At 41.2% G+C, this 16,068-nt stretch carries 14 protein-coding genes; 6 read left to right on the plus strand and 8 right to left on the minus strand.

The genetic code is table 11. The features are described 5' to 3' along the window. Positions 1-144 precede the first annotated feature (144 nt). The gene (locus M1E93_RS06230; protein ID WP_426207203.1) at positions 145-429 is read left to right on the plus strand and encodes a hypothetical protein; all 285 of its coding nucleotides are present in this window, start codon (positions 145-147) and stop codon (positions 427-429) included. Here the strand turns inward: M1E93_RS06230 and M1E93_RS06235 are convergent. Continuing rightward, positions 412-1,359, minus strand: a complete 948-nt coding sequence (locus M1E93_RS06235) for an IS30 family transposase (RefSeq protein ID WP_140035165.1) — start codon at positions 1,357-1,359, stop codon at positions 412-414. The genes M1E93_RS06230 and M1E93_RS06235 overlap by 18 nt on opposite strands. 80 nt (positions 1,360-1,439) lie before the next feature. Here M1E93_RS06235 and M1E93_RS06240 point away from each other — a divergent pair, with 80 nt between their 5' ends. After that, complete coding sequence (locus M1E93_RS06240) at positions 1,440-2,132, plus strand: sphingomyelin phosphodiesterase (protein ID WP_426207204.1); 693 nt, start codon at positions 1,440-1,442, stop codon at positions 2,130-2,132. Positions 2,133-2,169: 37 nt separating this feature from the next. Here the strand turns inward: M1E93_RS06240 and M1E93_RS06245 are convergent, their stop codons facing one another. After that, positions 2,170-3,039 (minus strand): alpha/beta fold hydrolase, encoded by an 870-nt coding sequence (locus M1E93_RS06245; protein WP_004921981.1) that lies wholly within the window; start codon positions 3,037-3,039, stop codon positions 2,170-2,172. A 178-nt stretch (positions 3,040-3,217) separates the two neighbouring features. On the opposite strand from M1E93_RS06245, the gene M1E93_RS06250 reads away from it, so the two are divergent. Beyond that, entirely contained in the window at positions 3,218-3,457 is a 240-nt protein-coding gene (locus tag M1E93_RS06250; RefSeq protein ID WP_426207205.1) for a helix-hairpin-helix domain-containing protein, read from the plus strand. Between the two features lie 173 nt (positions 3,458-3,630). Continuing rightward, complete coding sequence (locus M1E93_RS06255) at positions 3,631-3,963, plus strand: hypothetical protein (RefSeq protein ID WP_225829648.1); 333 nt, start codon at positions 3,631-3,633, stop codon at positions 3,961-3,963. Here M1E93_RS06255 and mutH read toward each other — a convergent pair. The 6 genes from mutH to leuA all read right to left on the minus strand — a co-directional run bounded on the left by mutH (position 3,950) and on the right by leuA (position 11,873). Further along, the gene (gene mutH / locus M1E93_RS06260) at positions 3,950-4,633 is read right to left on the minus strand and encodes a DNA mismatch repair endonuclease MutH (protein WP_004921972.1); all 684 of its coding nucleotides are present in this window, start codon (positions 4,631-4,633) and stop codon (positions 3,950-3,952) included. The two genes, M1E93_RS06255 and mutH, sit on opposite strands and share 14 nt — an antisense overlap. A gap of 550 nt (positions 4,634-5,183) precedes the next feature. Further along, on the minus strand, positions 5,184-6,863 hold the full coding sequence (sgrR, locus tag M1E93_RS06265; RefSeq protein ID WP_014656422.1) for an HTH-type transcriptional regulator SgrR: 1,680 nt from the start codon (positions 6,861-6,863) through the stop codon (positions 5,184-5,186). A 315-nt stretch (positions 6,864-7,178) separates the two neighbouring features. After that, positions 7,179-7,781 (minus strand): 3-isopropylmalate dehydratase small subunit, encoded by a 603-nt coding sequence (leuD, locus tag M1E93_RS06270; RefSeq protein WP_004921966.1) that lies wholly within the window; start codon positions 7,779-7,781, stop codon positions 7,179-7,181. A 12-nt stretch (positions 7,782-7,793) separates the two neighbouring features. Then, the gene (leuC, locus tag M1E93_RS06275; RefSeq protein ID WP_004921962.1) at positions 7,794-9,197 is read right to left on the minus strand and encodes a 3-isopropylmalate dehydratase large subunit; all 1,404 of its coding nucleotides are present in this window, start codon (positions 9,195-9,197) and stop codon (positions 7,794-7,796) included. Position 9,198: 1 nt separating this feature from the next. Next, positions 9,199-10,290: a 3-isopropylmalate dehydrogenase gene (leuB, locus tag M1E93_RS06280; RefSeq protein ID WP_004921959.1), complete on the minus strand. Its 1,092-nt coding sequence runs from the start codon at positions 10,288-10,290 to the stop codon at positions 9,199-9,201. Between the two features lie 2 nt (positions 10,291-10,292). Beyond that, a complete protein-coding gene (gene leuA / locus M1E93_RS06285) occupies positions 10,293-11,873 on the minus strand; it encodes a 2-isopropylmalate synthase (RefSeq protein ID WP_004921957.1) in 1,581 nt (526 codons plus the stop codon). 886 nt (positions 11,874-12,759) lie between these two features. On the opposite strand from leuA, the gene leuO reads away from it, so the two are divergent. Together leuO and M1E93_RS06295 are read left to right on the plus strand one after the other, a co-directional pair. After that, positions 12,760-13,713, plus strand: a complete 954-nt coding sequence (gene leuO, locus M1E93_RS06290; RefSeq protein ID WP_004921954.1) for a transcriptional regulator LeuO — start codon at positions 12,760-12,762, stop codon at positions 13,711-13,713. A gap of 288 nt (positions 13,714-14,001) precedes the next feature. Further along, positions 14,002-15,783 carry an AMP-dependent synthetase/ligase gene (locus M1E93_RS06295; protein ID WP_426207278.1) on the plus strand — a complete coding sequence of 594 codons (1,782 nt, stop codon included), beginning with the start codon at positions 14,002-14,004 and terminating at the stop codon, positions 15,781-15,783. The last annotated feature ends 285 nt before the right edge of the window (positions 15,784-16,068 follow it).

The raw sequence follows: 16,068 nt of genomic DNA on the forward strand, positions 1-16,068 counted from the left end.
ATTAATTAATAATATGTTCAGGCATGTTAGTCTCGTTTAGCATACTCCTTGTCGTCATTGTGAACTCAATGTTTTCAATAAAACAGTATTGATAGGATAAAGAAATTTATACATTTATTAATGGAAAACGAATAAGGAAAAACTATGCCACATAAAATTAAAGTGATGACATTCAATACTTATTTATTGCATATTCCTTTTTTTAGTATTGGCGCATCCACTCAAGATGCTCGCATTAATGCGATGATAAAAGATAATATATTCTATGATGTTGATATCGTTATTTTACAAGAGGTATTTAATACTCATTCAGCACAAAAGCTTTTTTCGGGTATGAGGAGTTTAGGCTTTTTTTACCACACACCGGTTGCCGCACAATATAATGGGCGGATTCAAGTCCGAAGTGCAACGCTAAGCCGCCTTTCTTAGCTCCGCAAACACCACCGAAGGTTGTCTGAACCCCAGACACTTGCGTGGCCTGCTGTTCAACGCTCCCTGATAGCGTTGTAAGTCTTCTTCTGTCACTGTCCGCAGGTCTGTTCCTTTCGGGATAAACTGTCTTAACAACCCATTCGTATTCTCGTTCAGCCCACGCTCATGCGAGGCATACGGATGGGCAAAGTACGTATCTGCGTTCAGTGCTTCTGCTATCGCCTTGTGCTCACTAAACTCTAGACCGTTATCGAACGTTATTGTGTGACATACATCCTGATACTCACTCAGCAGTGAGATAATGGCCTTACTGACTTCCACCGCATCCTTTGAAAACACCTTTTTTGTCAGGTAAATACGGCTTTTGCGTTCTGCCAGTGTCACGATAGCACCAGTGCCCTGTTTACCCTGCACCAAATCGGCCTCCCAGTCCCCCAGACGGCTACGGTCATCGACGACTGACGGCCGTAGCTCAATGGATACCGCATCAGGGATGCGCCCTCGTTTCTGCCCGTAGCCCTTACGATATCGCCGTTTGCCCTGCCTAAGATGCCTGTACAACTCGCCACCGCTACGCTTATCCGCATAGATATACTGGTAAATCCATTCATGGCTGACGCTAAGACCAATAATGCTGCCAATTGCACTTATTTGCTCAGGACTCCACTTCCACTCCAGAGCAAATATCACGAAATCTATGGTCTGCTGAGGAATTGTCCTTTTGGCAGATGACAGCCGCCTATCACAGCACTTCTGGTGTGCCTGTTGTGGGTTATAACCAGTATCTGAAGTGTTACGCCTCAGTTCACGGGAGACCGTGGACTTGCTTACACCGATACGGATACCTATCTCATGGCAGGATAAATTATCCTCACGCAGTATCGATATCTGGTATCGTTGTCCTTCGGTTAGTTGCTGATACTTCATACTTACTCGCTCATCTTTGGTCGGAAGAGCAGGATAGCTTATCAGTAGCTAACCGTCCTTCCATCTAACATGACCGAGCGTTGCACTTATTATCTGAATTCGCGAATGAATCTGTTCTCTCTTATTGTGATTCAAACCATTGTTGGAATGCTAAAAAAGGTGAATGGGATATGGTTCAGCAGGTCAATTCAGGGATCGCGATAGTTTCCCGTTATCCTATAGTTTATCGTGAATATCAACTGTTTGATGATGCAGGATGCGGTGCTGACCGTTTCAGTGCTAAAGGTGGGGTGAGAGCCGTTATTGAAATAGAAGGTAAAATGCTTCAAGTCATAGGAACTCATCTGCAATCGGATGACAACTTCTGCCTAATGACCTCACCTTCATCCCATCGCAAAGCCCAACTTACTCAGTTAATTAATTGGGCTGAAACTTCAATCACTGAAGATCGTCAAATAACAATCTTAGGGGGAGATTTAAATATTAATTATGGTTCGGAAGAGTACGAGCAAGCATTAGATATTATTGGTTGGGGGGAGCCTCACCATTTTAATCCACGACCGTCATGGGATTTTTCAACCAATAACGTGATTAGAGAAGCTTATCCCGATACTAGGCAAAGTTGGCATTTGGATTATATTTTTGCCAAAAATATGCGTTCAATTAAACAGCAAACACAGGTGATCAAAAGCAAAATTGGTTATAACTATAATAATAAAGTCTTTTTTGATTATTCCGATCATTATCCTGTAGTGGCTGAAATTGAGTTGTGATAATTAGATATTTCAGCCACATATTTTTAAGGCGCCTTTATTGTGGAGCTAAATGGGTTAAGATGCGCTCCGCTTGTGTCCAGAGTAGTGAACCACCATCATCTTCTAACACGAAATGTTGGCAATTAGGGAAACGCGTTGCGAGGGTTTTACCAAAGTCTGGTGAATGAACAGTGCTTTCATCTTTCTCACCATACCACAGTGAAACAGGGCAATGGATCTCTTCAGGCTGGAAAGGCCAAGGCTGTAATGAGATCAATAAGTCTTGCACATAGCCTAAATTGCCTTGAAGAAAGGCTCGGTTCATACAGTCAGTATAGGCTTGCAAAAATGAGGGCTGATTGTAAACATTTTGATCAACCGTCGCGCTGCTATTGAGTATAAAAGCCAGTAACCAAGGTGCACTCACGTTTTTCTGTAACCAATCAGACAGCGCATCAGGTGTATTTCTGGCTTGCTCTTGCATATTGATAATATCGGCTTTTAATAAAGCGCTTGTCGCGGGATAGTCAAATTGATCTTGCCCAGCAACAATAGATAAAGTGTTAGGGGTGCCATAGAAAGCTAATGCCATGGCAAATACAGCACCTTGAGAAAAGCCAATAACAGAATATTGCTCAATTTGCTGAGCTTGCAATAACGCGTCAATATCTGCCGCAAAACGTGAAAGCGATTTTTGTGGATCTTGTGACGATTCGCCTAGCCCAGCACGTTCAGGTACGATGAGTCGGATATTAAGTGGATCAAGTTGCTCAAGGCCAAAGCCTAACGTTCCACTCATACCCGCGCCAGTACAAAAAATAACAGGGAATCCCGTTCTTGGGCCTGATTCATACCAACTTAAGTTGCGGCCATCAGACAATTGAAGTGAACCTTGGCGCGTGTTTGTGAATGTGTTTGTCTGCATTGCTGAGTCCTAACTTATTTTGGGGCACGGGATGGTCACAATCAATGTGAAAGTGGCAAGGGTATATTTGATTGAATCTTAATAATGCTAGCCATAAAACGAATAATAAAATAATCGTCAGGTATAATGCAAAGCCAATTACGAAAAAGATTATTTGTTCTCTCAATAAGGAGCTGATATGGGGTTTTCAGATGCGGATAAGCAGTGCCTACTGGCGGTAAAAGGTGTTGGCCCAACAGTTATAAGTCGGTTAGAACAAATGGGATTTTCGACATTAGCTCAACTGAGTGAAGCATCATATGAAGACATTTTAATTGCTGGGGCTGCTTTAACAGGCTCGAGTTGCTGGAAAAATAGTCCACAAGCGAAGAAAGCCGTAGAAGGGGCAATTGCCGCGGCGAAACAAGCCACCAAATAACCCTGATTTGGTAAAAGGGTTTCATTATCTAATTTGATAAAAACAACCTCTCTTTTTGCATGAAGTACTAAAAGGTTTGCTTTAAGGTTAGCTTAAAGCTAAATCATAATATTATTAACATCATGTATAAGAAAACTATTAGGGCAGTCATTATTATATTCGCTGTTATGGCGATGACTGCGAGCCCTAAAGGTATCAATATTTTTTCGAATCAATGTGAAGCCTATAAAGGGATACCAAAAAGAATTGCCGCAATGACATTCGGTGAGCAACTGATTAATCAGCAACGTGTTTTTTATACAATAACGTTAGTTGATGGCAAAAAAACGACGCAACAAATCGCCGTATTTAATACCATTGAGCATGAGCTAAACAAAAAAATGTTGGAGTTAATCCAAGCGGCTTTTGTCGTTGGTGCACCGGTTACGATACAACAGTGTGAGCAGGCGAGTATTGCAGGGTTAATGGTCGACTTTAACGGAGGAAAAACCATTAATCGATTTTAAAATGTCGAGCAAGCAATGGGGCGGTAAAGTCTTTTTTCAGATAGAAACCCCTCGGCAGCGTCATGATTGTTTGCCCAAATTCGCCAATACCCTCTGTTAGTGCTTTGCTATTTGCCGCTTTAGGGCGTATTTGTAGGACTTGTCCATGTCGAGCGGTGATACTTTCCACTTTGCCTAACACAATCAGATCCATCAACTCTTCCCAGTCTTGGCGCAGCAATTGCTCTTCCAAAGGAGAAGGGCTCCATAATAATGGGCTTGCGATACGACGTTGAGCGAGTGGTATTTGTCGTTCGCCTTCAATTGGAAACCATAAAACACGAGAGAGTTTTCGGTACACATGGCTATTTTTCCATGTTAACCCACTATTGCCTGTGAGCGGTGCGACCGCCACAAATGTGGTTTCAAGGGGCATTCCATTTCGGTCAATAGGGATGGTTTTTAGTTCGACACCAATATTGGCGAAATCTTGTTCGGGTTTACTGCCAGCGGTAGCTCCTAAAAAATATTCTAACAGCATACCCACCCAGCCTTTGTCACGTTTAAGATCGGGCGGCATAGGTAAGCCAGCGTATGCCGCTAATTCACCAAGAGTATAGCCAGCGAGAGCTTGTGCCCTAGCCATTAAAACGGACTCATTTTCAGGAGGGGATGGTGGTATAAATGGCATAATACGATTAAATAGTAACCAGAAAAAATTCACAGAGTAGCAATAGTATATCACTTTTTATAAGAGATATTTAATTTTCTGATATATAAGGAAATAATTCAGTCTATTAAAAAATAATCCTCAAAGAAAAATAGGTTATTCATGTTCATCCCATAATAATCACAGGATCATTCACTAGGTTATCCACAGAATTATTGGATAACTGTGAAAAACTTTAATTACTGTGTGTATTTACAGGCTTGACTTACGTGGTTTTTTGAACCTAATCACATAAATTGGGTAAGTTAAGCACATTACTTGTGGATAAATCATACATTGATTGATCTTTGCGCATTTGAACTCCTAAAGCATAAAGTCGAAAAGATAAACTGTGTATAAAGAGAGGGTGATTGATTCATCCTATTGTTTTTAATGAAGTTAATTAGTTTTCTTGTTTTCTGTTAAAAAACAGGGGAAGGGATATACCCTGATTACTAGCGGGTTGTTCACATGGATATCCACAGAAAAAGTGAATAACATCCTTATTATTCACTCTCAGTGTTTATAACTTTTATGATTTCTGTGTATTATCCTCAGTAGGTTGAAACCATGCAGATTTAAAATCAAACCAACCAAAGGTATTCATGCGTGCTCCGCGCATGGTTTTTTGGCCTTGCAACTCTAGCCAATGGTGAAAAATAGGGTGAAAAATTTGTGTGTCAATGAGGCTTTCACACCAAGATTCGACATGCAGCTCCTGCCGACGCCATTTTGATAACGCCTCAGAGAGCGTAGAGCCTAAACATTTGCGCAATAGTGGCATTTCATACAAGGTGGCAAAAATAGAAAATTCGAGCGGTTTAAAGAAGTTAGCGGTAGCAAGCCAAATATCGCTCTCGACAGTGCCATTAAACCACTCAGGATAATCAACAATGTTGATTTTTAGATCAACGCCTTGAGTTTTCAACACACGTTTCATGATTTGGCTAATAGAATAAAATTCATGGTGTTGATGATAGAAAGTGACGGTGAGTTCCGTTAAATCAGCAGGCTTAGGTAACTGTGTGAGCATTCGGCTATGATGCCAATGTAGCAATAATCCGTAAGCAGGCGCCCAATGCCGCTGATAGAAGGATTCACAGTGAGCTAATAAATTGATTGGTGTTAAAAAACTACACAGCCATTTACGTATATCGCTACGTCTGGAAAGCTCAGAGCGTTGATCCATTAATAAAAAGTAGCATCCTTCTTCCATTCTGCTTTCTAATGAATCATTAGGTTTATTATCGCTGTCCATTTTCAACGTGGTACAGACCATCTGCTCAGATAGTTCAGGCACCACCCAAATGGTCACTTCATCAAGGAGTGCTCGATAACCAAAATAGCGATCAAATGCGGTAATCGTGAGTTTTTGAGGCAGGTTTTTCTCAACGAAAAAAGGGCCGGTACCAATTGGCATTTTGTCAAAATTATCAATGGACTCCCACTCTTTAGGAATAATTGCTGCATGGGGGCTACCAAGTAGCAAAGGGAGTTGTTTATCCACTTCACTTAATTGAATATCGATGACATTAGGGAGAGGAGAGGTAACCGATTGGATGTGTGAAAACAGAGGCCAACAATGTCGTAAACGCATAAGCGAACTAATGATGTCATCGACTAACATTTCTCTACCATGATGAAAGTAGATGCTAGGCCTTAAATAAAAGCGCCATTCAGTATCACTTATCGCCTGCCAATGATGTGCGATACCATTTTCAACTTCCCCTTTTTCCTCATTTATATGGGTTAAGCCATTAAATATTTGGCTCATTAAATGAATTTCTGAACGCCGCATAGGTGTTCCCGGTAATAAATTGGGGAAGTCTCGATAGTAGATAATACGTAATAAATTTTTACCTTGCCGATAGCTTCTTTCTAATTCGGAGAGCACCATTTGGCGAATAGTTTCTTTATCGCCGACTAAGGCAACCAATTTTTCTATGCTCTCTTCTTTTAATAGGCGCTCTGCTTGGGCTTGCTGTAGCTCTAATCCATTAACATGAAACAGAAGGGTAGAACGCTTTCCTCTACCCGCTTCGGCTTGCCAACTAAGCCATCCATGAGACTGCATACTATTGAGCAAGGTACGTACATGGCGTCGAGAACAAAACAGGGTATCTGCAATATGCTGCAATGTGGTTTCACTGTCTTGCCCCTGAAAATGTTGCCACAGACGAACAAATTGTGTTTGTAAACGAGAACTGGTCATAAAAGAGGAACTCCGCTGGCGATTGTATCAATTTTTATTTCCTAATATCCGTTGATAATAGATACCAGTATGTAGCTCGTTTGGTCTGTTAGTTGACAGACTGACTCCCCGAATTATTGAGTAATGGTAATTTACCAGCCGATAGCATCATTATCGGCTTTTTTATTACCTTTATTTTGATGGCAATTTTTTAATGATTATACCTAATAATAGGGATAATTTTAAAAGAGATTAACCCTCTATGGTAAATTTATTCACTATTTTACAATAAAAAACGCCTGCGATTGGCAGGCGTTTGGGGCAGCGTTTTTGCTCTTAACGCATAAATGAAGGGATATTTTGCTCATATTGACGGATTTGATCAGCATGTTGCAGCGTTAAGCCAATGCTATCAAGGCCGTTCATCATGCAGTGGCGGCGGAAGCCATCAATATCAAATCGATAAGTCTTTTCACCCGCCTTGACCGTTTGCTTTTCTAAATCAACAGTGAATTGGCAGCCTTCATTGCTCTTCACATAGTTAAACATTTCGTCGATTTCTGCTTCGCTCAATTTAATCGGTAACAACTGGTTATTGAAAGAGTTACCATAAAAAATATCAGCAAAACTCGGTGCGATGACGACTTGAATGCCAAAGTCTGTTAAAGCCCATGGAGCATGCTCTCTCGATGAGCCACAACCAAAGTTTTCACGCGCAAGTAAAATCGTCGCCCCCTTAAAAATGGGTTTGTTTAACACAAAGTCAGGGTTGGGCTGTTGGCCTGCATCATCAAGAAAGCGCCAGTCATGAAACAGATGTTGCCCGAACCCTGTGCGAGTCACTTTTTGTAAAAACTGTTTTGGAATAATGGCATCAGTATCGACATTCGCTGCATCTAAAGGGGCAACAATGCCAGTATGGGTGATAAATTTTTCCATGAATGATCTCCTTTAGATTTGGATATCGCGAACATCCGCGAAATGCCCGTTGATTGCTGCCGCTGCCGCCATTGCTGGGCTAACTAAGTGGGTGCGTCCAGCACGGCCTTGGCGACCTTCAAAGTTACGGTTACTGGTCGATGCGCAACGTTCGCCGGGGTTTAAGCGGTCATTGTTCATTGCAAGGCACATGGAGCATCCAGGTAAACGCCATTCAAAACCTGCGTCAATAAAGATCTTATCTAATCCTTCTTGCTCAGCTTGGGCTTTAACAGGTCCAGAGCCTGGAACAACAATCGCCTGTACCCCTGAAGCCACTTTTTTACCTTTTGCGATAGCGGCGGCTGCACGCAAATCCTCAATGCGTGAGTTAGTACAAGAACCAATAAACACTTTATCAATCTTAACGTCAGACAATTTAATGCCCGATTCTAACCCCATATAAGCTAATGCTTTTTCTGCCGATGCGCGTTCTACTGGGTCACTAAAAGAGTCCGGAGATGGGATCGGTTCGTTGATGGCAATCACTTGACCGGGGTTCGTTCCCCAAGTGACCTGCGGTGCGATTTCGCTGGCTTGCAAGGTGACAATTTTATCGAATTGTGCACCTTCATCGGTTTTTAATGTTTTCCAGTAAGCAACGGCGTCATCCCACTCTTGGCCTTTAGGGGCAAATTGGCGACCTTTCATATAATTAAAGGTAGTTTCATCTGGTGCAATGATCCCGGCCTTCGCCCCTAATTCGATGGCCATATTACACACTGTCATACGGCCTTCCATGCTGAGGTTTTCAATGGCTTCACCACAAAACTCAACAATATAACCTGTGCCACCCGCGCTACCAGTTTTACCAATAATCGCCAAGACGATATCTTTTGCGGTGATCCCCACAGGTGCTTTACCAACAACTTCAATTTTCATCGTTTTGGCTCGAGCCTGTTTCAGGGTCTGTGTCGCCATGACGTGCTCAACTTCAGAGGTTCCGATACCAAACGCCAATGCACCGAATGCACCGTGTGTTGCTGTATGTGAATCCCCACACACAATAGTCATTCCCGGCAAGGTAATGCCTTGCTCAGGCCCCATAACATGCACAATCCCCTGATAAGGGTGGTTGAGATCATATAAAGTAACGCCAAATTCTTGGCAGTTTTTCATCAACTCTTGCATTTGAATGCGTGCCATATCACCGCAGGCGTTGATATCTTTCGTTTGAGTGGAAACGTTATGATCCATCGTTGCAAATGTTTTGCTTGGTTGGTGCAACGGACGGTTTTTCGTTCTCAGTCCATCAAATGCTTGAGGTGAGGTGACTTCATGAACCAGATGGCGATCGATATAGATAAGCGGGATCTCATTATCCACTTCGCGCACAACGTGAGCATCATATAATTTCTGATATAAAGTTTTGGCCATGTTACACCCCTTCGGCGATATAACGGGCGATAATATCACCCATTTCACTGGTACTGACTGATTTGCCCCCTCCCGCTAAGTCAGCGGTACGGTGACCATTTTCTAACGCTTTATTTACAGCCCTTTCAATGGCATCAGCGGCATCACTTTGATTCAAACTGAATCGTAATAACATAGCGGCTGATAAAATTTGGGCGATTGGGTTAGCGATATTTTTACCTGCAATATCTGGGGCAGAGCCACCAGCAGGTTCATATAAGCCAAAGCCTTCTTCATTAAGACTGGCTGACGGTAGCATTCCCATTGAACCTGTGATCATTGCGCACTCATCTGAAATGATGTCACCAAACAGGTTTGAACACAGCACGACATCAAATTGAGAAGGTGCCTTGATCATCTGCATCGTCGCATTATCAATATACATATGACTAACAGACACATCAGGGTATTCTTTCGCGATTTGATTCACGACTTCACGCCATAATACAGAGCTTTGTAATACGTTGGCTTTGTCAATTGACGTCACTTTATGGTTACGTTTACGCGCAGATTCAAATGCAATGCGAGCAATCCGCTCTATTTCATAGCGATGGTAAACCTCAGTATCAAAAGCATATTCATCTTGACCTTCGCCTTTACGACCTTTTGGTTGACCAAAATAGATACCGCCAGTCAACTCACGCACACAGAGAATATCAAAGCCTTGTGCTGCAATATCAGCTCTCAATGGGCAAAATGCTTCTAATGCCTGGTACAAACGAGCCGGACGTAGATTACTAAATAATTTAAAGTGTTTGCGTAATGGCAGTAATGCGCCTCGCTCAGGTTGACTATCGGGTGGCAAATTTTCCCATTTAGGGCCACCAACAGAGCCAAACAGAACGGCATCTGCACTTTCACAACCCGCGACTGTTGCTTCTGGCAGCGGTTTGCCATGGCGGTCAATTGCAATACCACCAACGTCATACTCTTTTGTTGTGATAGATAATGCAAAGCGCTGGCGGATCGCATCTAACACTTTATGGGCTTGGGCCATAACTTCAGGGCCAATGCCATCTCCAGGCAATACGGCAATATGATAGCTTTTAGACATTGTTATACAGCTTCCTTTGTATTGGATTGTGATTCTTTTTGATTTATTTTTTGTTTTTCTTTTTCAACTTGTTCAGAGCGCCAAATACTATTCAATACGTGCACCATTGCTTTGGCTGACGATTCGACGATATCCGTTGCCAAGCCCATTCCGTGGAAACGGCGGTTAAAACATTCCACGACAATATCCACTTGACCTAACGCATTTTCCCCTTGGCCTTTCGCTGACAATTTATAAGAAACCAATTTAATAGGGTAATTGGTGATATTGCTAATCGCTTGGTAAATAGCATCGACAGGGCCATTTCCTGTTGCCGCTTCTGATTTAACCTCTTCACCGCAACGCATTTTGACGGTAGCCGTGGCGACAACGCTAGAGCCTGACTGAGTACTGAAATAATCCATCGAAAAATGGTCGGTATCATCTTGTTGACTAGCGAAGAAGGCCAGAGCTTCCAAGTCGTAATCAAACACTTGGCCTTTTTTATCCGCTAAACTTAAGAAGGCGGTATACAACTCATCCAAGTTGAAATCTTTCCCTTCTTGATACCCCATTTCTTCCATACGATGTTTAACCGCAGCACGGCCAGAGCGGGAAGTTAAGTTCAATTGAATTGCTTTTAAGCCGATGGATTCCGGTGTCATGATTTCATAGGTTTCACGGTTTTTCAGCACACCGTCTTGGTGAATACCGGATGAGTGAGCAAAGGCATTGCTACCAACAACCGCTTTATTGGCTGGAATAGGGGTGTTGCATAATTGACTAACTAATTGGCTGGTACGATAAATCTCTTTGTGATTGATGTTGGTATGGACGTTTAACATTTGCTCGCGCAATTTAATCGCCATGATCACTTCTTCTAAGGCGGTATTACCAGCGCGTTCACCTAACCCATTAATCGTTCCCTCAACTTGGCGAGCCCCCGCTTGGACGGCAGTGATAGAGTTGGCAACAGACATACCTAAGTCATCATGGCAGTGAACTGAAATGATGGCTTTATCAATATTTGGTACTTTTTCATATAAAGAGGTGATGATCCCACCGAATTGGTAAGGGGTTGTGTAACCGACAGTATCTGGAATATTGATGGTTGTCGCGCCAGCTTTAATGGCTGCTTCAACAATGCGGCATAAGTTATCAATATCAGTACGGCCCGCATCTTCACAAGAAAACTCAACATCATCAGTATAACGTCTTGCGCGTTTGATAGAGTCGATAGCCATGTCCATCACTCCATCAAATGTTTTATTCAATTTCTTTTCGACGTGTAAATTTGATGTCGCTAAAAAAATGTGGATGCGGAATGCTTCGGCAACTTTCAATGATTCAGCGGCCACATCAATATCATTTTGTACGCATCGCGCTAATGCACAAATACGGCTGTTTTTGATTTCACGAGCGATAGTTTGTACTGACTCAAAGTCTCCCGGTGAAGAGACGGGGAAACCAGCTTCAATGATATCGACCCCAAGGCGCTCTAAAGCAAAAGCGATTTGCAATTTTTCTTTAACGGATAAACTTGCCTGTAATGCCTGCTCGCCATCACGTAACGTGGTGTCGAATATAATGACTTGATCGCTCATGTTGTGTTCCTCTTATACAGAATTTGTCGTTATATTTTTGCGGTGCCGGCAGGCATAAAAAAACCCGCGGCTAGCGCGGGTTTTTATGTTTCTGGACTGTGAGTTTCCTATCTTCCGTCCATAAGCATACCGCGCACATTGGATGCGAGTAGTAGTAGGCTTAGTAGGCGGATAGAAGTTGTCATTTTCACAGTCTCTAAATTTGGTTTTAATCAATCTGTATTTATTGATACGTGATCTTTTCTTGGCTGTCAACTTTAGTTTTTTTCGTCAATTTTGGAGAATGATGAATCATCACTAATACTTGGTGATTGTGACTAATTTCTATATTTTTAGTGATGTTTTTCCCTATATTTTACCGATAAGTTAGGGGTAAAATTCTTTTTATGAAAGAGCCGGGCTGAAACATAGCATAAACTGATGGTTTGGTTGCTTTTTGAACTGCTCTGTGAGGGGGAAAACGATAACATGAGATATAAAAATAAATTTTAATTATAGTTTTTATTAAATAAATTATTTAGTAAATGAATTATTTAAAATTAATCTGATAATGGGATAGTATCGTGGTTGTTGATGATATTTATTATGATTTATTTTTAGAATTGTTTTATTATTTTGATGCTAACAATAATAGTTTTAAATGATTTGATAAAACTTATTATGTCGATGAATACCTTCGTTTCATTATCGTATCTATATTGTGTTGCTAAAATGATAGGTAATATAATAGAAGCGTCGTTTTAATAAATGCAGGGAACGCGAAATAGCTTATCATTGATAAGTTTTTTGAAGAATAATATTTAATGAATTTATAAAAACCTTATTTATTTAAGGGGAGATGATTTTCATTAATTAAAAATGATAAATATCTTTATTGGAGTACATAATGACTGATTTTGATACGGCTTCACCAGCTAAAAAAGAGAATAATGACATCAATTTGCGAAATGTTGATCTCAACTTACTCACCGTTTTTGATGTGGTTATGCAGATGCAAAACGTAACAAGGGCAGCACAGGTATTAGGCATGTCTCAACCTGCCGTGAGTAATGCTGTATCCCGTTTAAAATCAATGTTCAATGATGAGCTTTTTGTCCGCTATGGACGCGGTATACAACCGACATCCCGCGCTAAACAGTTGTTTGGGCCGGTTAGGCAAGCTCTACAACTCGTTCATAATGAGTTACCGGGGGCTGGTTTTGACCCTAAATTAAGTGAGCGAGTATTTAATCTTTCTATTTGTTCTCCATTAGATATTCGTTTAGCTGCCGTTATCGTTGAAAAATTCAAACAAGTATCACCAAATATTAATGTACGTATTCATTGTTTCTTAGATAATAACATTGAGCATAAATTAAAGTACCAAGAGACAGATTTTTCGGTAAGCTATAATCAATTCGAAAAAAGCGAATATCAACATCAGGTTTTATTTAATGATGAGTTAGTTGTCGTGGTCGCCAATGATCATCCACGAATTCACGGTAATGTTACGCAAGAATTATTAATTAATGAAAAGCATGCCGTGATGTCAATGGATAATATGGGGTCCTTTAGTAAGCCTTATTATCATAATACAGAGTTATCACATACAATTAGCTATCAGGGCACGGATTTAAATAGTGTTTTAAATATCGTTTCTTTAACTGATTTAGTGGCAATTGTGCCAAAATGGCTTGTTGAAAACTCAGCAAATAAACTTCAATTACGAACAGCCGCTTTGCCATGGGCAGAAAATACGCGCCCTTGCTATTTAACGTGGCATGAATCAACGGCTCGGGATAAAGGACATCAATGGATGAAGTCACAATTTTGCCAACTAATCACTGAATTACCTATGTAGCATTGGCTTAATCATCCGCTGAAATCGCGGCAGTTGCACGGTTTATGATTAACTCATCATGGTAAAACTCTATGATGAGTTATGTTACCTGACTAACATTTGCAAAATATTTACATAATATCTCTTTTCACGACACTCTTTCACCTATACACTCAAATCATTCAGCTAACACTTGTAAGCTGAAATAATTAACTGGTGAAGCGCTTCGTGGGTTTGCCGAGCGGCTTCAGTTAACAAATGTACTATAGGAAAAACATTTTGATTACTGAAAATCTATATCCATACCATATGGTCAATCGCTTGCACAGCCGGTTTAATGCCGCTGATTCAGCGACTCGGATAGCTTTCAGTCAATGGCATAATGGGCAACAGAGTGATCTAACATGGAAAGAGGTTGAACAGCACTCTTTTGCCATTGCTCGCCGCCTTTTGGCACTCAATGTTGAAGTACAAGAAAATATTGGGTTATTTGCGCATAACAGTATGAATTGGGCTTTGGTGGATCTTGCGGTCTTACAGTTAAAAGCCGTTACTGTACCTTTATATGCGACCAGCAGTGTTGAACAAGCTGCTTATATTATTAATGATGCAAATATTTGTATTCTATTTGTTGGTGAGCAAGAGCAATACCAAGTTGCATGCCAACTAAAATCACGCTGTCCTCAATTAACCACTATCGTGGTGCTGAATGAGGATGTTGAATTAGTCGATGGAGAACTGGTTTCTGTTCACCTATCAAATTTTATCGCGCAAGCAGAGCCTGAATACCAAGACGAGCTAAATCAACGTATTGCGGCTCACCATCTGAGTGATCTTTTCACTATCATCTATACATCGGGTACGACAGGGGAGCCTAAAGGGGTCATGTTGGATTATTACAATATGGCGGCGCAGCTCTATCTTCATGACCAGCGTTTGAAGTTAAACATCGATGATGTTTCATTAAGTTTTCTACCGTTATCACATGTTTTTGAGCGCGCTTGGAGCTTCTATGTCATGCATACAGGTGCTCGCAATGTTTATCTCACTGATACTAATGCGGTTAGGGATGCATTGACACAAGTTAAACCTACCGTGATGTGTGCGGTGCCTCGTTTTTATGAAAAAGTGTATAGCGCTGTACAAAGTAAGGTTGCTAAAGCACCACTTATGCGTCGTTTGTTATTTAAATGGGCAATCGCACAAGGCAATAAAAGGGTTAAAGCGCTGGCACAAGGTAAGCAGCTAAATGCGCTGAATCAGTCATTGTTTAATTTAGCCGACAAGTTAGTGTTAACAAAGCTACGCCAACTGTTAGGTGGACGTATTCGCTTTATGCCTGCCGCCGGTGCTCGTTTAGATGATGATGTTATCGCCTTTTTTCTCGCAGTAGGCGTGAACATCAAATATGGTTATGGGATGACAGAAACTTGTGCGACGGTGTCATGTTGGGAAGAGGGGGAATACCCATTAGGCTCTATCGGCACACCGTTGTCATCGGTTGAGGTACGTATTGGCGATAATAATGAGATTCAGGTAAAAGGGCCTGTGGTCATGAAAGGCTATTATCATCGCCAAAAAGAGACAGAAGATGCATTTACCCCTGACGGCTGGTTAAAAACTGGGGATGCAGGTGAAATCGATGCTCAAGGTAATTTGTATATTACCGACCGCTTAAAAGATTTAATGAAAACCTCAAATGGGAAATATATTGCACCACAAATGATTGAAGGGGTGTTAGGCCAAGACCGGTTTATCGAGCATATTGCCGTTATCGCGGATGCGCGTAAATTCGTTTCGGCGCTGATCGTACCTTGTTATGATTCATTAGAAGAATATGCGCGTTCGATCAATTTAAAATATCGTGATCGATTAGAGCTATTAAAAGATTCGAATATTGTGGCTCTGTTTGAAAATCGCTTAAAAGAGCTACAGAAAAATATCGAAAATTTCCATCAGGTTAAGCGTTTTACGTTACTCCCGGCTAATTTTTCCATGGAAAAAGGGGAGCTCACACCAACCTTAAAGCTGCGTAGAAAAATTATTTCAGAGCGTTATCACTCTGAAATTGAATCAATGTACCGCGAATAATTCCTCAATAGAGCCGGATAACACATAGCATGATATCCGGCTTCTCTTTGTACTCTTTTTCATCGCTTTATAGTGATATTTTCCACCATTCTTCCTTTTCTTGGTTAATTCAACCAATAATCTGAGTAGATAAAGATAATATTCAAAGTTGTCATGTTTGCTTAATAAATGGTGTTTGCGTCACCTTAGACACAACGATATGTTAATAGCAGTCATAACTACGGCAGAAATGACAATACATAGTAGAGGACTGTCATACCTCTGTTAACTTGTAAAAATAGTCTG

Source organism: Providencia sp. PROV272, from assembly GCF_049901975.1.
Taxonomy (GTDB): Bacteria; Pseudomonadota; Gammaproteobacteria; order Enterobacterales; family Enterobacteriaceae; genus Providencia; species Providencia stuartii.